Below are 16,606 nucleotides of genomic sequence, written 5' to 3' on the forward strand. Positions count from 1 at the left end.
CGAGTGCGAGGCATAGCGCCTCCTCTCAGCCAGCCCGGCGCAGCCGCCCCGAATAAGCACGATCCGGGCTGCGCCCGGAGCAGCCACACAGAACCAGCCCGCCAGCACACGACTTCCCAAGGGCCTCACCAGCAGGTACGCTGGACGCCATGTCCGAACAGTTCGAGTTCGACCGTGAAGAGGCGTTGTGCGCCCAAGCGGAAGGACAACTCAAGGCGGCGCTGAGCAGCCTCGAGACCATCTTCGCGTCCCAGCAGCGCAACCGCAGTCTGCTCAAGAAGGTCCTCGGTGACAAGCTGCCCCAGCACCGGAAGCGGTCCGCCAAACTCGTCCGAGATGCGTTGAACGAACTCGCCGCCCGACCCGGGCCGCTCCCGGCCGAGATTCCCTACCCTCCGGTCGCCGACCACCAGCCGGGGGAGTTGCGGTCGCTGAAGCCGCTGACGCCATTGCGACCCCCTGTCGAGTAAGACCCCGAACGCACGAAAGCCGGTGGGCCACACGCATGTCGCGTGTGGCCCACCGGCTTTCACGTGCCTGGGGTTAGTTGACCTCGCCCATGAGGCGACGATGTTCCCCGATCAGCGTCGCCAGCTCTTCGAAGCTTTCAACGGGGTACTGGCGGACCAGCTCGACGACATCCACGTCGGCTCGCACCGGACCTTCGGCGACCATCTCTCGCAGCACTTGGGACCGCAGCATCCGCGTTACGGCCAGCTGCGCCCGCAAGTCGTACTCGCGCCGGCACAGGTCGAACGCGACGGCGCGCTTCGAGTTCGTGTCGCCGATAGTCGTATGCAGGGAAGCCGCATGGACGTCAGCGAGTTCGCTGAGGGCTGCACGCAGGGTCGCGATCTCTTCGGGGTCCGTGCCCCACTGTTCAGCTCGGTCAGGCAGCAGGTCAGTGAAGTCTGATTCGGTCATCCATTCTTTGCCGGGCAGCGCAGTCAGATAGATGTCCGGGTCCCGGTCAGGTGCCTGGTTCCGTTCGTTGGACATGTCGTTGAGGATGATGAGCGTTCCCGTCGAGCGGTCCCACCGGACATCTGACTTCATGTAGGTGGACAGCGCGGGGAGAGACTCGGCGTTGGGCCAGTCGCGTTCAAGCGCCGTGGTGGCGTCCTGGAGGACAGTGAACGATGCGTCGGTCATGGCCCCAGCTAAAGCTGCCGCCCACCACCTGTCAACCCTCAATGAGGCTTGCGCTTCCGCGCGAACAGGTGTCCCCGCACAAATGCGAGGGAATGAGCACTCGGTCAGGGTCGCGACTGACGATCGTTGGCAGACTGGTGCGGAGCGGTAAAGCGACGACGTGTGTACAGTGCGAAGGGTGCCAGCCAGCAACAGATGATCGCGGCCGCAGCGGACGGCGGCCACGATCCGGTCAATACGACCAGTGCGACGGTCACGAGCGCAGCGCCGTACATGAGCGTTTCCCGAAAGTGAATGTCGTTGCCGCTGTTCACGAACATGGCGACGGCGTACAGTGCCGCGACGACGCCGATCAGCATCAAGGACGTGCCCACCGACAGTTCAAGGACCCACTCGCGGACAAGGTCGCAATACCAGCCGTACGCGCGAGCGGCAGCGTCGAGGAAACCGGCGATTGCCGGCCAGAGGTCCCGCAGCATCGGCCAGGTGGTACCGACGATCGCAGTGATCGTGCCGACTTTCGTCCAGGGGAAGGCTCGAATCGTCGTGAGGTCGGCCTGCCGTTCCAGACTGTCGGGGGCTACCGTGCGGGTGTCCGTTTTCATTAGTGGAGTCTGGCATGCGCCCATTCTGTCGCTCATGGACGTTCACCCGTTGGTGTGAGGACTGTTGGCCGTCCAGGATGTACAGAAAGGCCGCGCCGCGCATGAAGCGCGGCGCGGCAGGGACGTTCCAGTTACGGGCGGGGCCACCGGGTGACGGTCTGCACCTCAACGACGCGGCCGTGCTCGTCGTAGACGGGCTTGGACGCGGTGAGCGCCTGGTCGCCGTACGCAGGTGCACCAGTCGCGCCGAGGAGGACACCGAGGACCGGCCACTTCGCTTCGAGAGCGAGGGCGGCCGTGTAGTAGACGGCGGCCACGGCACCGGTAACGCCGATGGCGAGGGACGTGGACGTGTGCTCGTCAAGGACGATGCCGTATTCAGTTGCGGCCCATGTGAGGGCGACACCGACGCCGAGAGGGACGTGGGTGCGGATAAGGGCGATGAGGGCGTTGGACAGCAAGGACTACTCCTGGTCAGGTGGTGGGTTCGGGCGGCGGTAGCGGCGGAAAAAGTGGACGGCAAGCCAGGCCGACAGGGCACCGATCGCAGCCGCTGTGACCTCGCCGGGCAGGTGCGCGGTGATGTAGTCGGTCCACGGGACCGTGTCGGGGTTGGAGTCGGCGGACGCCCAGATTTCAAGCCCGAGAACGATCGCGGTGAGGCCGAGGAAGACCGCGGTCCAGATCGTGCGGCGCATCAGCGGTGCCTTCGCCTGGTGCGTTCGGGCCAGCCCCAGCAGCCGGGCGTCGGGCCGAGGTGGAAGTCCCGGTGGGCGACATCGAGAACGACGTAGTCGTCCCCTTCCGGTGTGAGGACCCGCAGGTGTACGTGCTCCCTGCCGGACAACGCGGGAACGGCGCCGCGTGGCGCGCCGGCCGGGTCGGCGGTGTCCGCAGTTGCGGTGACGATCGCCGCGCGGACGAGTTCCCTGCCGCCTGGTTCGCGGTAGTGAACGATGTTGCCCAGTTGCGGGGGCGGGTCGGTGGAACGGTGGGTCACAGGGCTGGGCCTCGCGTGAAGTCCGGCCACGCCCAGCAGCCCGGTTCGGGGGTGCCGCCGCGGCCGGGACTGTACGGGACGTTCTGCTCGGGGAAGCCGGTGTGGCCGGGCGTGAACACGTGAAGGTGAACATGCTGCGGGGAGTCGAGCCCGTCGACGGTGCCCGCAGCAACACCGCGGGGGTCGAGTGTGTCGATGGTCGCGGTGATGACGGCGGCGCGGACCGTCTTGAGGCCTTCACGGCCGCGGTAGTGCACGATGCGGCCGAGAGCTGGATGGGGCATGAACTGTCTCCAGTATTTTCGAACGTGTGTTGGAGGTAGTACTCGCGGCCATTCGCGACCATGCCGTACCCGGTAGTGAGCTCCACTGGAGGTCACGGCCTCTGGGGTACTTCGGTCGGCTGGGCGCGTCGGAAGTGACTGTCGGGGCGCTCGACGACGGCCGCTGGTTCATGCGGCACGTCGCGCATCCGATATCGGGACCGCTGCAGGCGGGGCTGTACGCAAGCGAGGCGGAGGCGACAACGGCCGCTCGATCTGTCATGGCTGCAGCGGAGCCCCGCCTGGTAGCGGCGGGCTATCGGCCTTACGTGGAAATCTGGCCCAAGCGGAAGCAGGCGTTAGGTCGCGCCTGGGCCGGACTGCTGATGTGCGGCAGGGTCATTGATGTGGTCAGTGAGCTGATGTTCGATCCGGTCGGCGACGTCGCGGAGGCTGGAGCCGTGGTTGGGGTGCACTTGAGCGTCGAGTCGTTCCAGGCGGGCGAGTACACCAAGACGGGCAGGCACGCCGGGTCGGCCTCCCTGCCCGTTCCAGTCCTCCAAGAACGTCTCGAAGCCCTTGAGCCGCTTGCGGGCCCAGCGGACGGCGAGGCCGATCGCGGTAGCAGCGGCAAGGATCGCGGATATGGTCAAGGCAAGGTCGCGCACAGGCTCGTCCTTACGTGACCGGGTTTTCGAACGCGGCACGCCACGTCACCGGCCCGATGAAGCCGTCCTGGCGCAGGCCCTGATCGGCCTGGAACGCCTTGATCAGCCGTTCGTACTCGGGCCCGTACTTGCCGTCGTTCCCGTACCGGCCGAGGTAGGTGCGGCCTTTGCCGACAGACCAGCCGCGCTTGGCAAGCTGACCGGCCCACACCTGCAGCCACTCGGTGTCGTCCTTGCCGTTGAACTGTCGGCCGTAGTGGCCGGACACGGAGTGTTTCCCGCCGGACTTCGGACCGAAGTAGTAAGCGCTCGAAGGCAGCGGGAATTTGACCTTCGGGCCGGGAGCGGGCTTCGACCCGGTCGGCGGCGACGGCTTCGCGGGGGCCTTCCCGCCTTCGAAGTACCGGCGGAACACCGCGAGCTTGTCGCGCTGTTCAGCGTCCCGGTGGAACGACACGTGCGTGTGGTACCGGTGCGACGAGTCGCCCGTGTCCGACTGGTGCAGCCGGTCCCACCGTTTGACCTTGTAGCCGTCCGGCGTGTAAATGACTTCGCGAATGTCCTGCGTGTCCGCGGTGCCGTTGCGGCACTGCTCAACCAGCCACAGGGAGAACTTGCGGAGCTCGTCGAACGAACCGATGTCGATCGCCGACGCCGCGTCAGTTTTGCGGCTCGAGTCTCGGGACGAGTCCTGCCACGAGTAGTCCGCGAGGTCGCCGTCGCCGTCCTTGCGGCGCCGGTCCCAGCCGCAGTGGTAGCCGCCGCGGTGGTTCTTGTCGCCGACGACGCCGAGCGCGGCGTATGGCAAGCCAGTTTTCGCGTGCAGGTAGTCCTGAAGCGCGGACAGCTTCGAAGGCTCGTACGTCACGATGGGTCTCCATATGCAGTTGTGGGTGTTGCGGGTGGTGTCTTACATGGCGGTGAAGTAGGTCGTGAACACGCGGAGGGTGTGCGCGTTCGTGATCTGCGAGTTCGTGTGCGCGGTCATCATCGTGACGAGCCCGGACGTTGAGATGACGTACGTGCCGCCGGTCAGCGACGCCGTGAACGACCCGAACCATTGCGCTGGCGGGTGGAACGCGGCCGGGAGGGTGAATATGGCCGTGTCGGCGATGTTTCCGGCCGAGTCCGCAGTCAGTGTCGCGCCGGTGCGCGACATGGAGACCGCAATGGACACGATCGGTCCCCACCGCCAGTACGCCGCTTCGCTGACGGCCCAGCCGGAAGCGGCGGTGATCCCCTGAATCGGCTGTTGAGCGATACGCGACTCAAGGGCGTTGAGCCTGGTGTCATGCGCTGCCAAGCGGGTGTCGTGACCGCCGAGCCGGTCGAAGACCGAGTGCATGTCCGCGTCGACGAGGTCGGGAAGGACCGGTGCGGTCCCAGTCTGGCCGCCGTGGAGGCTGGACCCGGCTTCGTCTACGAGACGCTGCTCGACGGGGTACTGGCGGTGGCGAGTCAAGCGCATGTGCGTCCTTGGGAGTCAGAAGGGTTCAGCCGGTGAGGGAGAGTGCGAGCCAGGAAAAGCCGACGTTGGTCCAGGCGGTTGCGGCACCGGACGCGTTCGAGTAGACGAAGAACGTGAACCCGGTCGTGCTCGTGTTGATCGCGCGGGCATCCCAGCGGGCCGACGCGGCAGGGGCAGCGTCGATGTTCGGGAGGACGATGGGCGCGTTCGCGAACGCGGCTTGGAACGTGACGGGGTGCGAGTGCGCGTCAGTGGTCGCGAACGACAGGCTCGACCGGCCGGTTTGGATTTTCAAGTTCGGGAACTGGTCGATGAACGCTGTGATTGACGAGAGCAGGCCCGCGTGTTCGGTCGCGAGCGCGAACAGGGCGGCGACGTCCGTGTCAAGCGCTTCAGGGAGGCGTTTGGCGGTGCCGTCAGCGCCGCCGTGCAGTGACGCTCCCGCTTCGTCAACGTGGCGTTCCTCAATGGGGTACTGGCGGTGGCGAGTCAGACGCATGAGAGTCCTTGACGGAACGTAGTCAGGGCGGTCATCCGAGGGTGATGGCCAGCCACGACACGGGAATGTTGGACCAGGTTTGCGCGCTTCCGGCATCGTTCGGGTAGCAGAACAGCGTGAACCCGGTTGTGGTGATGTTGAACGGGCGGACACCCCACCGGGCCGTGGTGCCTGCCCCGGATTCGAGACTGCAGAATACGTTCGGGGCGATCGTGAACGCTCGCGGGAACGTGATCACGCGCGTGTATGTGGACACGTTGCTGAACGACACGGCGAGTTTCCCGGTCTGCAACGCCAGGTTCGGCAGTGTCCCCTGGAATGCTTCCAAAGCAGTGAGTCTGCTGGTGTGGCTGTCGAAGCGGGAGTCGTGCTCGCTGGTCCGGTCGGCAAGGCGTTGCACGTCCATGTCGACCGCTTCAGGGAGGATCGGCGCTGTACCGTTCGCGCCGCCGTGGAGGGACGACCCGGCTTCGTCAGCGTCTCGCTGTTCGACCGGGTAGCCGCGGTTCCTCGTGTACCGCATTAGAGCGCGAACACCACCAGACTCCGGTTGTAGATGTACACGATGTCCTGAGCGGGCCCGCGGCGGTACTTCGCCGTGAACGTGTGCAAGCCAGGGTTGAGCGAGTCGAACAGGACAGCCCGGGTCACGGTTGCGGTCACGACGTTCTGGCTCGCTTGCTGCGCGGTCGCGTCGACGGACGTGGCGTTGAGGTACGCCGAGTTCGGATCGGAAGCGGCGATCGACGTAGCGCCGGTGACTTCGACGCTCATGTGCCCGGTCTGTGTCGTGTTGAAGCTCGAACCGGTGGCGGCCTGCATCAGGCCGCACATGAACACGACGGCTTTCCCCGATTCGGAAATCTCCACTTCGGTGACGGCGGGCCCGGCGCTCCCGGACGTGGGGTCGCCGTACGTGGTCGAATTTCGCGTGGCGACATCTTCGGCGACGGCCGTGCGGATCCGCTCGGCGAAGATCCGCGCCGACAGTGCCTTCGCCAGGTCCGATTCGAGAAAGTCGAGCGACTGTGCGACAGCGGCCGTGCCCGGGATTGTGATCCGTCCGAGTACAAAATAGGCACCGGAGCCGCCGCCGGGCGTGGACGACATGATGGCGACTTGGTCCCCGGGGCGGATGACGAGCATGTCCGTTGACGAGAACACGGGCGGGTCGATTAGTTCCACGCCCCGGTAGCGGACGACGGTCCCGCCGGGCGTGAGCGGATCCCACGTTTCGACGGTGCCCTGCCCGAGTTCAAGGCCCGCCGAAGCGGCAATGCCGGGGCGGGGCCCGGCTTCAGCGGACCAGTGCGGGGCGATGAGGCCAGCGAGGTCGCTTGCGGCGTCAGTCATCTGGTGCAGTCCCATTCGTATGCAGTTGTGAGTGAGCCGGTCAGGGCGTGTACGTGCGGACGGTGACGTGTGTCTGCTCGGTTGTGGTCGCAGTGAGGGCGTCTTCAACGGACAAAGGCACAGTCACGGTTTTGAGGATGTGCCGTTCCCGGTCGCCGTCTTTCGTGGTCACCTGTACGGGGTCCCACGGCCGCACCGCGGGGTTGCAGACCGCGGTCAAGTTCGCGTTGTGGGGGACGCCGAGCTGGTTGGCGAGCATCGTGGCGGCGGCCGCGCGCGCTCCGGCGTCGTCGGCGAGCAACGGACTCGAGTAGAACCGGGGCACTTGACCGAACCGGCCGGTGAAATACGTTGGCGAGTCGGGGTTGTCGTCAATGGCGATACCGAGCGCCGCTGCTTCTTCACCGGCGCCTTCACCGCGGGCGACGACGGCGTTGTACACGTCGCGGCGGGACACGCGCTGCTCCGCGCGAATGAGGACACCGTTCGCTCCAGCACCGATTCGCCAGCGCGGCACGGAAGCGGCCGCGGGGGTGCGGAACTGGAGGATGCCGTACCCGTCCCAGAACATGACTTTGCCGAGCGATTCGGCAAGGTCGGCGAGGAACTGGTACCGGTCCCTTTCAACGATGATGTCGCGTTTGAGCGTCCCGAACTCGGCGGCGTCGTCGAAGGTGACTTCGGCGAGCGGGTAGACCTCTTCGACGAGGTCGCGGACGACGTTGCCGACTGTGCGGCCGCGTTTGAGGACCCGGGGGGTGAGGAACCGGGCGTCGATGAGGCCCGCCATGCGGTCTTCCAGGCCGAGCCGGATGATCCCGTCGCCTTCACCGGTCGGTTCGACGATCCTGAAGTATCCGAGTTCAGCCCAGATGGTTCCTTGCGGGCCGCCGAGGTCGACGCCGCGGCGGAGGAAGACCTCGTTGCCGTATGGGGCGAGCGGCGAATGGGCCCACCGCGGCCATGCGCCTTCCGTGGTCAGTTCTGCTGTCGCGAAAATGTCAGCGCCGGCGTCGTAGGTGACGTCGCCGCCGGAGACGACCGTTGGAGTGCCGTCCGGGTCCGGTCCGGTCTGGTATGCGGTGATGATCCGCGCTTCAATGCGGGCCCGGTGGGAGCCGCCGGTCGCGTTCTCGAACAGTGCGTCGGGGACAACCATTTAGGGGACCACCAGGTTCGACGGTTCAGTGACTGTGGCGGCGGCCAGCTGCGGCCATGTGAGTGCGCCAGCGGCAGCCCATGTGCCGTGCTGGTGGTTGATGGCCGCCCACGTCGGTTCGGCTGCGGCGATGGACGGGTCGGGTGCGGCGGCGATCCGGCACTGCACTTGCAGAAGCCGGGACTGCTCGGCGGGGCCGCGTCCGGCGTGGCGGATCTCCAGCGGTTCAACCCAGCCCGAGGGAAGGTTGCTGCCCGCAGGCGTTTCAAGGAGGACGGTCCCGGCGTGCGCAAGCACGGTCTCAAGCGCTTCCGTTTCAGCGAACGTGTCGAGTCGGAACGTGACCGTGAACGTCTTGGACGCGTGCACGTCAGCGACGACGACGGGCACGGACCGGCCCGCAACTTCGAACACGCCTTTCCTTGCGGCCCTGACCGTTTCGGACACGTCAGCGACACGCACGGTCCGGTTCAGCGACGGGTACTGCGGCCATTTGAGCCACACCCGGTTCACGGTCGGCGCGGGCGTTTCGGTCGTGACCGGTCCGGTTTCGACGTCCCACGTCCGGAGGTGAATACGGCCGTGACCGCCGAGACCGGCAGTGCCGCCAGCGCCTTGACCGCCGCCGCCCGCGCCGGGCACCGGGCCGTGCTGCCCGGACGCGCCAGTGGCACCACCGATGCCGCCCTGGATTCCGCCGAGCGCGTGCACGCCGGTGACGGCCATGACCGTCAGGAAGTTGTCCGTAGCGGCACCAGGAGCAACGGTGACCGTTTGCGGCCCGGCGGCCGTGACCTGCCGAGCCCACACGGCGGTGCGGGACGTGGTCGTACTGACACCGGTCGCGGTGAGCCGGTACCAGGGCCCGCCGGAGGGCGCGGTGTCGAACGCGGCCGAGTTGCCGTTGTCGTGAGCGGTGACTGCGATCAGCCACGCCTCAGCGGGCACCGTCGCGAGCGTGACCGTGGCCGCAGCGGAAGTCGCCAGGGTGCGCCCGGACGCGGCCACTTGCACGCCAGTGCCGTGAACGAACACGGTGGCGGACGTGTACCGGTCGGTGACCGCAGCGGTTGCGGTCCGCGACCCGGTTGATCCTGCGGCCGTGCGGGTCTCGGTCGCGACGGCGTGGGTGGCCCACGTTCCGGCTTGGTTCGTGACTGCTGTCATCGACGCGGGGAGCGTGTAGGCGCCGTTGCGTTCCCACGTGGTCCACGCGGTGACGAGCAGGCCCGGCCCGGTCGACGTCACGCCGTTGGCGACGTGCGATGTCGTGGTGCTGCTGCTCGAACGCAAGGTGGACACCATCGGCCACGCGGCGCGGCCGCCTGGCCCACCGGTCCCGGCCGTACCGGAAGCGCCCGGACCGCCGTGCCCGGCGGTCGTGCCGGGCGCGGCACCGCCGCCGCCCGCGCCGGTCGCCGATTCGCGAAGGCCGCCGGGCCAGCCCCATTCGGTCCGGTTGCCGATCGACTGCGGAAAGTTCGCCGAACCGCCAGAGCCGGGATTGCCCGGGTCGGTGACGGATCCGCCTGCGGCTGCGAGCACGATCTGCTCCTCGCCGCGAATGAACGCCGTTCCGACGCCGGGGGTACCGGCAGCACCGGCTCGGCCGACACGGAGCTTGAGCGTTTCGCCGGGAGTGACGGGAATCGTGGACGACGCCCACGCGCCGCCGCCGGCACCGCCGGAAGCGACGATGCCGGTCGCGGCGGACCCGCCGGGGCCGGTGCATTCCACGGTGACTGCGGTGACGCCGGCGGGGACCTGCCATGGGGTGCCCCAGGTCTGGTCTGTTGACGGCGTGACCTGGTCGTACCAGAGGGCCGCGGTGACGCGGTATTCGTTGGCGACGCCTGGCGTGTACTCGTAGTCGGTGACGGTGAGCGACCCGGTCGCGGGCACGGCGAGCGCTGTAGCCCCCCGGACGGTGCTCCACGTCGTCGCTCCATTGGGGCGGCGTTCGAGGCGGACGTGGCCGGTGCCGTGGTCGATCAGGCCCGTCGCGGTCACGGTGACCGCCGCAGTGGCCTGGTCGAACGTAGCGGTGAGGTTCATGGTCATCCGGTGGCTCCTGCGAGGGCACGGCGGCGTACGGCCCGGTTCCGTTCTGAGATTTCGACGCCGACGATGTCGCGAATTTCGCGGTCGCCGAGGCGGACGGTGACGTCGATCTGGTTGTTGACCTGCTGCTGGCCGCTGCCGCCCAGGCGGTCGAGCGGGTTCACGGACGCGCCCTTAGGCAGGTGGAGCACTTCAGGGCCCCGCTCGCCGACCATGGCCAGACCCGAGCGGGTGATCGTGCCGCCTTTGGCGAGGTACGGCATCTGTGGGAAGCCGAGCGAGTTGCCGCCGAGGCCGGGCACCCATGAGGGCACTTCCCAGCGGATCGAACCGAGGCTCGCGTTCCACAAATTCGATACGGCGTTGAACGCCGACTTGAACGGCGACAGCAGGAACGAGCTCAAACTGGACAGTTTGGACTTGATGTTGCTCGGCAGGTCGCGGAAGAAGTTCAGGATCGAGTCCTTGTGCTTCGCGATGGCGAGGACGGCTAGGCCGATCGGTCCGGTCAGGATCGCGAGCAGGAGCGGCCAGTTTTGCTTGACCCACTGGAACGGCACCTGCAGCCACGATGAAACTTTCTCAAATGCGGCTTTTGTGAAGTTCACGATGGAGTCCCAGTTCGCGAAGATCAACGCCGCCAGGCCCACGACGGCTGCGATCACCCACCCGACCGGGCCCATCGCGAGCACCCACCCGGCGTCCATACGCGCGCCCTGCAGAAGCGCCTGCGCGCCCATGAGGACCCAGCCCGCGACAACCCGCGCTGCAGTCGTCGTCGCCATCGCCGCCATGCGCAAACCAGCGAGCGCGAACTGCCCAGCGGCGAACATGACACGGCCCGCGGCCGCTGTCGCTCCGGCGATGATCGAAGCGAACGTCATCGCCCACTTGACCATCACGAGGACGGCTTTCACCGCGGCCAGACCGGCAAGGAACTGCATCGCGACCGCGAGCGCACCCAGGAACGTGATCGCGTTCTGGACCGGGCCCGGCAGCGCGTCGATCGCGGCGACGATCCCGGCGAAGGTCGAGGCGATCAGCGGAAGGATCGTCATCAGGTGCCCGGCGATGTCGCCGAGGACGGACATGATCGCGACGATCTGCTGCTGCCCTTCGGCGCTGTGCACCCAAGCGGCGAATTCCGCGGTCAGTGACTCGATCGTGGACAGCAGACCGGAACCGTCAGCGGCCGTGAAGATCCCGTACAGGGCGGACGTGAGGTTTGACGCGATCGACCACAGGGTCCCCATGACTTCGCGTGCGGTGTGGAACCACGAGAGCGCCTGCCCGGACGCTGCGATGTCGCTCATCCACTGGCCCCACCGGGCCAAGCCGTCACCGACAGCGTCACCAGCGTCGTCGATGCTGGGGATGAACACGCCGATGAGGTCACCGAGGCCCTTGAGCCACGTCCCGAAGCCGCGTTCGGCGTTATCGATCGCCTGCGCAGTCCCTTCGAACAGGGCGGTGACACCCCGGACGGACTCGGACTCGTTGACGAGCGCCATAGCGTACGCGGTCAACTGCCCAAGCTCCCCGGCTACGGAAGCGATCCCGGTCCGGACGGGCCCGCCCAGCTGGGACGCGAACTGGTCCGCGCCGTGCGACACCGGCCCGAAGAACGCTTCCTGTGCGGTTTCCTGCAAGTTGAAGAACGCGCCGCCGACCGCGCGAGCGGTCGACTGCGCCGCCGGGGACAGTTCCTCAATCGCGGCGTTGAACGCGTCAATGTCGCCGGAGACGGCTGCGCCCATGGCTTCACCGACGCCGTCGACGGCCAGCGACAGGGACACGAGCCCGGCCGCGGCGACACCCGCGACCGCCGGGAGCGCGACGAGCGCGCCCGTTGCAGGCAGGAGCGCTGAAGCGAGCGCGACCGAACCGGACGCGATGAGGGCGATACCGAGCTGGGAGCCAGACTTGGCGAACGCGGTCGCTTTCCGGTCCAGGACGTCGAGGTCTTTCCCGGCGGACGCCATGCCTTTGTTGAAGCGGCGCACGTCCATGTCGAGATCGATGAACAGGTCACCGGTCTTCAACGCCATACGGATTCACCTTCTATGCAGTTGTGGGGGAGGGGGGCCGGGGCGGGCGGGCCGCCCCGGCTTCCGCTGGGGTCCGGAACGTCGACCGGGACTTCTTCGCAGCGTCGTGCTCGGCGGTGAGGATCGCGTTGATTCGTGACCCTTCCGCAGCGAGCAGGCCCGTGATGCGGACCCGCAGCCACCGCCACGACCTCGTCGCGAGCACGGACGGGTCCGCTTCCAAGTCGATGCCGTAACAGTCGGCGAGGTCCGCTTCGATCAGTGCCCAGTGGCGGAGGAGGTCGGACCAGGAGACGGAGCGCCCGACGCCGCGGGCCGGCGCGGCCGCCGCTTCCGGTTCGGGGCCTTCGTAGTACTCCCAGAGCCCGGTCGCGGCGTCGAACTCGCCCCTGCCTTCAGGTTCGAGACGGGCGCCGCTACCGCTTTTCCCTCCCACACCCGCTGCGCTGCATCCCGGTCGAACGCGATCCACACGATCGCCGTCAGCGCGGCGTGCTTCACGGCTTCGATCGAGACACCGTCGTCTTCCATCGCTTCGAGGGCAGGCCCGAGCACGTCGCGGTACAGGTCGAGTTCAGCGGCGTCGTCCAGGACCTCCTTGTCGAACTCGATCTCGCCGGAGTCCTTCAGCGCTTTCGACTGGGCGGCCATGAGCTCCTGCATGAACGCCTGGACTCGCAGACCGACCCCGGCAGGCGGGGAAGCGATCGTGTACACAGTCCCGGCGATCGGGAGCTTCAGGTCCGAGCCGCGGTCAAGTTCAGCGAAGTCCTTGAACTCGCTCATTACGGCGTCACCGGCGCAGTCGGGTTCGTGATGGCCACGAGCGGGCCGTTACCGGTGAGGGTCACGGTCACCCGGTCGGGGTTGGTGTGCTCCCCGCCTTCGGGCTCCCACGTGACGAGCGCTTCGCCTTCCCAAGCGTCGTCAACGGCGCCGTTCCGGTCGAAGTAGCGGATCGGGACGAGCGAACCCGCCCCGAACGCCATCGCGGAGTTCCGCAGGTGACGGTGTACCGAGTTGTAAGCGCCCGTGGCGGCGTCGACGCGGTGCGAGATGACGACTTCAGCCGACCAGGCGAGGCCGGTGCGGACGTTGCCGACCCAGCCGTCGTGCTCGTACAGGGAGTCGTCCTCGTGCGTCGGCTCGATCGTGGGGGAGAACTCGCGGACGCCGAGCAGACGCGACCACGTGGGGGTTTCGGCAGTGCCGGTGTTGACTTCGATGGCGTAGCGGCGCGCGAGCGCGGTCACTTCAGACATGCGTCGTTCCTTTATTCAGTTGTGTATGCGGTTGTCGCAGTGCAAGTTCGGGGCGAACTGGGCCTGTTAGCGGTCTGCGGTTGCGGGTGTGGGGCGAACGAGGAGGACTTGGTAGTTGTCGGTCACGTGGTACCGCCAGTTCTCGTCCGTGCCGAGCGGCAGCGGCCCCGATTCGTGGATGACGCCGGAGACGGCGTAGCCGCCGATGGTGACGCGCTCCAGGAACGACAGCCGGTCCCGGATTTCGTCAGCAACTTCCTCGCACGAGGCGAGGTCGTGCGGGAGGCCGCGGACACGCACCTGGACGCGGACCGTCTCGTCCCCCTGCCCGTCCGAGACGAACCCGTACACGCGCAGCGCGACCGCCCGGTCCGGTTCGGCCGGGAGGTCACCGGCGGCAATGCCGATTTCGCTGTCCTGGTAGACGCCGTGAGGCCGCCACACGCAGGCGGTGGTGGCCGCGAGGTCGTCGGCGAGACCGGTGATGAGGGCAGGGAACAAGGGACCTCCAAGGTTGGGGGAGTGGGTGTTAGCCGCCGAGCATTCGGCGCAGCGGTTCCGCGGCCGCCCGCAGCATCGGGCCCTGTTCGGCGTGCGCGGCGTTCTCGAGGAACTTCGCTTCGCCACCGCCGGGATGCTCGAGCGTGAGGTCTTCATGCTGGACCGCGGCATAGTCAGTGCCGAACGCGACGGCAGCGGCGCGGCCGCCGTTCTCGGCCGAGACGGTGCCGGTCTCGGCGAGCTCGTTCGTGTCGCGGGGAACACGGTCGAGCGCGCCGTCCAGGAGAACGTCCGCAGCGGCCGTGTTGCCTTCGCCCGCTTTCGCGTGCACAAGCTTCGCGACCGCGCGGCCGTTCCACGTCTTTCGCACTCGGGATGCCATCAGGTGCACCCGATTTCCCAATGGTTCAGGCCGTCCGCGAGGCCGCCCGTGTCACGCCTGAGAACCGTTTGCACGGTCCCGGTCGTGCCGTCAGGGAACGTGATCCGGGAAGCGACCCGGAGGCCGTCGATGGCTTCCACCGGGAGGATTACCGTGGCCGTCACCGTGATTTCGGAACCGTCGGCGCGTTTGACGAGCCGGTTGCCGCGGTCAACGAACCCGCGGACGGCGACAGCCGGACCGAACACGGGCCCGGTCCCACCGGAACCCAGATACGGGTGGACGGTCACTTGGTGGCGGCCGAGCGCTGAAGGGAACAGCATGCGCGGCCGCCTATCCGATGACGTGCGGCTGGCTGCCGGCCAGGCCCGCATCGTGCAGGATCCGCAGCGCTTCGGCAGCGAGCGCGGTCGTGTCGCCGCGTTTGACGCGCACGGACCCGACAGCGACTTCGGTGCCCGTGGCGGCGCCGGTCGTGTCGCCCAGGTCGAGCAGGTACGCCGCGTGTGCGCACACGGCTTCCTGCAGGGCCTCGGTCACGTCCGGGTCGAGCGGCTGCCCGTCTGCGCCAGTGTCATACCGGGCGGTGACGGTCGCCGAGCGGACGGCGCTGCCCGCTGCGGTCAGCGCCCGGCCGAGCCCCGGCGGGGCAGAGTCGAGCTCTGCCCACGCCAGGTAGTCCGCCGGGGTAGCCCAGACGACCGTCATCAGGCGGCCGGAACGATCTTGACCGCGCGGGCCGCGTCGAGGACCTTGACGCCGTACAGGCAGTCGATGGAGATCCTGTCTTCCTTGCGGTCCATGTCGTAGCCGTAGACGACACGAATGGACAGCCCGTTGTAGTTCTCCACGGCGGCGTTCTGCGCGCCGCGCGGCAGGTCCAGCGGGCGGCAGACCAGAGCGGCGGCGGTGCGGTGGAACGCGAGCGCCTGGTCCGGAGTCTCGTTCTGCGACATGAACGTGTCGAAACCGCTGGCGCGGCCGATGGACGCTTCACGCAGGCCTTCAGTCGAACCGGCGCGGTCAGCGGAACGCCAGGTGCGCTCGGCCGCCCACGCGGCCTTGATGTTCCGGCCGGCGATGACACGCCGGTCGGTGAACGGGACCTTCGCGCCGTCGAGGGCCGCGGCAGCCTGCACGAGGACGCGCGAGTCGGAGGCGGGGAAGACGCCGTTGTAGCCGTTGTAGTCCTCACCTTCGACGTTCGCGGCGACGCCGCCGACGGTCGCGGTCACGGAAGTGTTCAGCGCGGCGATGATGTCGCGGTCGACCTTCTGAATGATCGCTTCCATTGCCGGGGTGAGGAACTGGGCGTCGAAGTCGGTGATTTCGAGCGACATTTCCTCCGCGGTGACCGCGAAGCTGACGTCGGCGAGGTGGTCGAGGGTCACGTCGACGAAACCCTCGTTCGCGTCCTGCATCTGGACGCCGTTCTCGCGGTCGAACTCGTTCGCCTGGAACACGGCGGGCTTGCGGACGCGGACGGTCGCGCCGGTGCCGGAAGCGAAGTCGTTCTCGAAGTCGCGGTGGACGAGCTGCGCGGCGACCGCGGTCTCGTACAGGTTCGCGAGCGCCTGACGGGCGATGGTCTGCGCAGTGAGCAGGGTGTTAGGCATATGTAGTTGTCCTTATTGAGTTGTGAAGCAGTGCACGTTCAAGGAAAACGGGCTTTCCTTGAATACGGTGTGGTCGTATTCAGGTTGGATTGAATCCGGGTCGCGGCGTTACAGCTTGCGGCGGGCGGCGCGAGCTTCGCGGAGCTCGTCGACGCTCATCTGGTCGGCGCGTTTCGCCGGTTCGGCCGTGCCGGTCACGTCAGGCCCGGACTGGACCGGGACCTGCGCGGCCTGGCCGGTGGTGAACCGGGGGTCGGTGGCCGCTTCGCCGATGAGCGCGGCCAGGTCGCTCTGGTACGACTCGGTGGCGTGGTCGAGGCCGTTCACGCGGTCCATGAACGACCGCGAGTCGAGCAGGGCCGCCGCGTCGAGACCGGCATTCCCGGCGTTCTTGTACACGGCCAGTTCAACATCGCGGGCGCGCAGAGCCGATTCGGCTTTCGCGAGCGCGTCAGCGGCCGACAGCGCCGAGGTGGGCGGGGTAGCGGGGCCGGGCGCGGGCGGAGTGGGGTCGCTCAACGGTGCTCTCCTGTTCTCGAGGTAGACGTAAGGCCAGGACCGTGAACGGG

Annotated in this window: 24 protein-coding genes; 2 read left to right on the plus strand and 22 right to left on the minus strand. The window is 67.6% G+C overall.

Translation table 11 applies throughout. From position 1 onward, the window contains the following. Window positions 1-149 precede the first annotated feature (149 nt). Window positions 150-470, plus strand: coding sequence for a hypothetical protein (locus tag JHY01_RS20490; protein ID WP_205327550.1), 321 nt, complete (start codon window positions 150-152; stop codon window positions 468-470). A 73-nt stretch (window positions 471-543) separates the two neighbouring features. Here JHY01_RS20490 and JHY01_RS20495 read toward each other — a convergent pair whose 3' ends face one another. From JHY01_RS20495 to JHY01_RS20585, 19 genes are all read right to left on the minus strand, one after another. After that, complete coding sequence (locus JHY01_RS20495) at window positions 544-1,152, minus strand: hypothetical protein (RefSeq protein ID WP_205327551.1); 609 nt, start codon at window positions 1,150-1,152, stop codon at window positions 544-546. A 104-nt stretch (window positions 1,153-1,256) separates the two neighbouring features. Further along, entirely contained in the window at window positions 1,257-1,757 is a 501-nt protein-coding gene (locus JHY01_RS20500) for a hypothetical protein (RefSeq protein ID WP_205327552.1), read from the minus strand. A gap of 131 nt (window positions 1,758-1,888) precedes the next feature. After that, window positions 1,889-2,218: a hypothetical protein gene (locus JHY01_RS20505; RefSeq protein ID WP_205327554.1), complete on the minus strand. Its 330-nt coding sequence runs from the start codon at window positions 2,216-2,218 to the stop codon at window positions 1,889-1,891. A 3-nt stretch (window positions 2,219-2,221) separates the two neighbouring features. Next, entirely contained in the window at window positions 2,222-2,455 is a 234-nt protein-coding gene (locus JHY01_RS20510) for a hypothetical protein (RefSeq protein WP_205327555.1), read from the minus strand. Further along, the gene (locus tag JHY01_RS20515) at window positions 2,455-2,757 is read right to left on the minus strand and encodes a hypothetical protein (RefSeq protein ID WP_205327556.1); all 303 of its coding nucleotides are present in this window, start codon (window positions 2,755-2,757) and stop codon (window positions 2,455-2,457) included. The genes JHY01_RS20510 and JHY01_RS20515 overlap by 1 nt, the downstream gene beginning before the upstream one ends. Beyond that, entirely contained in the window at window positions 2,754-3,041 is a 288-nt protein-coding gene (locus JHY01_RS20520; RefSeq protein WP_205327557.1) for a hypothetical protein, read from the minus strand. Before JHY01_RS20520 ends, JHY01_RS20515 begins: the two co-directional genes overlap by 4 nt. Window positions 3,042-3,379: 338 nt before the next feature. Further along, complete coding sequence (locus JHY01_RS20525; protein ID WP_205327558.1) at window positions 3,380-3,688, minus strand: hypothetical protein; 309 nt, start codon at window positions 3,686-3,688, stop codon at window positions 3,380-3,382. Window positions 3,689-3,698: 10 nt separating this feature from the next. After that, window positions 3,699-4,556: a peptidoglycan-binding protein gene (locus JHY01_RS20530; RefSeq protein ID WP_205327559.1), complete on the minus strand. Its 858-nt coding sequence runs from the start codon at window positions 4,554-4,556 to the stop codon at window positions 3,699-3,701. 42 nt (window positions 4,557-4,598) lie between these two features. Further along, window positions 4,599-5,156, minus strand: a complete 558-nt coding sequence (locus tag JHY01_RS20535; RefSeq protein WP_205327560.1) for a hypothetical protein — start codon at window positions 5,154-5,156, stop codon at window positions 4,599-4,601. A gap of 25 nt (window positions 5,157-5,181) precedes the next feature. Beyond that, window positions 5,182-5,655, minus strand: a complete 474-nt coding sequence (locus JHY01_RS20540; RefSeq protein ID WP_205327561.1) for a hypothetical protein — start codon at window positions 5,653-5,655, stop codon at window positions 5,182-5,184. A gap of 31 nt (window positions 5,656-5,686) precedes the next feature. Further along, complete coding sequence (locus JHY01_RS20545; RefSeq protein WP_205327562.1) at window positions 5,687-6,061, minus strand: H-type lectin domain-containing protein; 375 nt, start codon at window positions 6,059-6,061, stop codon at window positions 5,687-5,689. Window positions 6,062-6,177: 116 nt separating this feature from the next. Beyond that, entirely contained in the window at window positions 6,178-7,008 is an 831-nt protein-coding gene (locus tag JHY01_RS20550; protein WP_205327563.1) for a hypothetical protein, read from the minus strand. Window positions 7,009-7,048: 40 nt separating this feature from the next. Beyond that, a complete protein-coding gene (locus JHY01_RS20555) occupies window positions 7,049-8,167 on the minus strand; it encodes a DUF5047 domain-containing protein (RefSeq protein ID WP_205327564.1) in 1,119 nt (372 codons plus the stop codon). Further along, window positions 8,168-10,228, minus strand: a complete 2,061-nt coding sequence (locus tag JHY01_RS20560; RefSeq protein WP_205327565.1) for a hypothetical protein — start codon at window positions 10,226-10,228, stop codon at window positions 8,168-8,170. Next, window positions 10,225-12,276 carry a hypothetical protein gene (locus JHY01_RS20565; protein ID WP_205327566.1) on the minus strand — a complete coding sequence of 684 codons (2,052 nt, stop codon included), beginning with the start codon at window positions 12,274-12,276 and terminating at the stop codon, window positions 10,225-10,227. The genes JHY01_RS20560 and JHY01_RS20565 overlap by 4 nt, the downstream gene beginning before the upstream one ends. A 258-nt stretch (window positions 12,277-12,534) precedes the next feature. Further along, window positions 12,535-13,062, minus strand: a complete 528-nt coding sequence (locus JHY01_RS20570) for a hypothetical protein (RefSeq protein WP_205327567.1) — start codon at window positions 13,060-13,062, stop codon at window positions 12,535-12,537. After that, complete coding sequence (locus JHY01_RS20575; RefSeq protein WP_205327568.1) at window positions 13,062-13,538, minus strand: phage tail tube protein; 477 nt, start codon at window positions 13,536-13,538, stop codon at window positions 13,062-13,064. The genes JHY01_RS20570 and JHY01_RS20575 overlap by 1 nt, the downstream gene beginning before the upstream one ends. Window positions 13,539-13,604: 66 nt before the next feature. Continuing rightward, window positions 13,605-14,039, minus strand: a complete 435-nt coding sequence (locus JHY01_RS20580) for a minor capsid protein (RefSeq protein ID WP_205327569.1) — start codon at window positions 14,037-14,039, stop codon at window positions 13,605-13,607. A 28-nt stretch (window positions 14,040-14,067) separates the two neighbouring features. Next, window positions 14,068-14,421: a hypothetical protein gene (locus JHY01_RS20585; RefSeq protein WP_205327570.1), complete on the minus strand. Its 354-nt coding sequence runs from the start codon at window positions 14,419-14,421 to the stop codon at window positions 14,068-14,070. A 20-nt stretch (window positions 14,422-14,441) separates the two neighbouring features. Between JHY01_RS20585 and JHY01_RS20590 the strand changes: the two genes are divergently transcribed. Continuing rightward, on the plus strand, window positions 14,442-14,732 hold the full coding sequence (locus JHY01_RS20590; RefSeq protein ID WP_205327571.1) for a hypothetical protein: 291 nt from the start codon (window positions 14,442-14,444) through the stop codon (window positions 14,730-14,732). Window positions 14,733-14,754: 22 nt separating this feature from the next. On the opposite strand, the gene JHY01_RS20595 is transcribed toward JHY01_RS20590, so the two are convergent. From JHY01_RS20595 to JHY01_RS20605, 3 genes are all read right to left on the minus strand, one after another. Next, complete coding sequence (locus JHY01_RS20595) at window positions 14,755-15,129, minus strand: hypothetical protein (protein ID WP_205327572.1); 375 nt, start codon at window positions 15,127-15,129, stop codon at window positions 14,755-14,757. After that, window positions 15,129-16,037 carry a P22 phage major capsid protein family protein gene (locus JHY01_RS20600; protein WP_205327573.1) on the minus strand — a complete coding sequence of 303 codons (909 nt, stop codon included), beginning with the start codon at window positions 16,035-16,037 and terminating at the stop codon, window positions 15,129-15,131. The genes JHY01_RS20595 and JHY01_RS20600 overlap by 1 nt, the downstream gene beginning before the upstream one ends. 108 nt (window positions 16,038-16,145) lie before the next feature. Further along, window positions 16,146-16,556 carry a hypothetical protein gene (locus tag JHY01_RS20605; RefSeq protein ID WP_205327574.1) on the minus strand — a complete coding sequence of 137 codons (411 nt, stop codon included), beginning with the start codon at window positions 16,554-16,556 and terminating at the stop codon, window positions 16,146-16,148. Window positions 16,557-16,606: the final 50 nt, after the last annotated feature.

Origin of the sequence: Glycomyces sp. YM15 (genome assembly GCF_016918015.1) — a bacterium.
Taxonomy (GTDB): domain Bacteria; phylum Actinomycetota; class Actinomycetes; order Mycobacteriales; family Micromonosporaceae; genus Glycomyces.

Excerpts from the sequence above, each read along its gene's own strand:
- JHY01_RS20490 (WP_205327550.1), top strand. The coding sequence starts at position 150 with ATGTCCGAACAGTTCGAGTTCGACCGTGAAGAGGCGTTGTGCGCCCAA.
- JHY01_RS20495 (WP_205327551.1), bottom strand. The coding sequence starts at position 1,152 with ATGACCGACGCATCGTTCACTGTCCTCCAGGACGCCACCACGGCGCTT.
- JHY01_RS20500 (WP_205327552.1), bottom strand. The coding sequence starts at position 1,757 with ATGAAAACGGACACCCGCACGGTAGCCCCCGACAGTCTGGAACGGCAG.
- JHY01_RS20510 (WP_205327555.1), bottom strand. The coding sequence starts at position 2,455 with ATGCGCCGCACGATCTGGACCGCGGTCTTCCTCGGCCTCACCGCGATC.
- JHY01_RS20520 (WP_205327557.1), bottom strand. The coding sequence starts at position 3,041 with ATGCCCCATCCAGCTCTCGGCCGCATCGTGCACTACCGCGGCCGTGAA.
- JHY01_RS20535 (WP_205327560.1), bottom strand. The coding sequence starts at position 5,156 with ATGCGCTTGACTCGCCACCGCCAGTACCCCGTCGAGCAGCGTCTCGTA.
- JHY01_RS20540 (WP_205327561.1), bottom strand. The coding sequence starts at position 5,655 with ATGCGTCTGACTCGCCACCGCCAGTACCCCATTGAGGAACGCCACGTT.
- JHY01_RS20545 (WP_205327562.1), bottom strand. The coding sequence starts at position 6,061 with ATGGACGTGCAACGCCTTGCCGACCGGACCAGCGAGCACGACTCCCGC.
- JHY01_RS20550 (WP_205327563.1), bottom strand. The coding sequence starts at position 7,008 with ATGACTGACGCCGCAAGCGACCTCGCTGGCCTCATCGCCCCGCACTGG.
- JHY01_RS20555 (WP_205327564.1), bottom strand. The coding sequence starts at position 8,167 with ATGGTTGTCCCCGACGCACTGTTCGAGAACGCGACCGGCGGCTCCCAC.
- JHY01_RS20560 (WP_205327565.1), bottom strand. The coding sequence starts at position 10,228 with ATGACCATGAACCTCACCGCTACGTTCGACCAGGCCACTGCGGCGGTC.
- JHY01_RS20565 (WP_205327566.1), bottom strand. The coding sequence starts at position 12,276 with ATGGCGTTGAAGACCGGTGACCTGTTCATCGATCTCGACATGGACGTG.
- JHY01_RS20570 (WP_205327567.1), bottom strand. The coding sequence starts at position 13,062 with ATGAGCGAGTTCAAGGACTTCGCTGAACTTGACCGCGGCTCGGACCTG.
- JHY01_RS20575 (WP_205327568.1), bottom strand. The coding sequence starts at position 13,538 with ATGTCTGAAGTGACCGCGCTCGCGCGCCGCTACGCCATCGAAGTCAAC.
- JHY01_RS20585 (WP_205327570.1), bottom strand. The coding sequence starts at position 14,421 with ATGGCATCCCGAGTGCGAAAGACGTGGAACGGCCGCGCGGTCGCGAAG.
- JHY01_RS20590 (WP_205327571.1), top strand. The coding sequence starts at position 14,442 with ATGGTTCAGGCCGTCCGCGAGGCCGCCCGTGTCACGCCTGAGAACCGT.
- JHY01_RS20595 (WP_205327572.1), bottom strand. The coding sequence starts at position 15,129 with ATGACGGTCGTCTGGGCTACCCCGGCGGACTACCTGGCGTGGGCAGAG.
- JHY01_RS20600 (WP_205327573.1), bottom strand. The coding sequence starts at position 16,037 with ATGCCTAACACCCTGCTCACTGCGCAGACCATCGCCCGTCAGGCGCTC.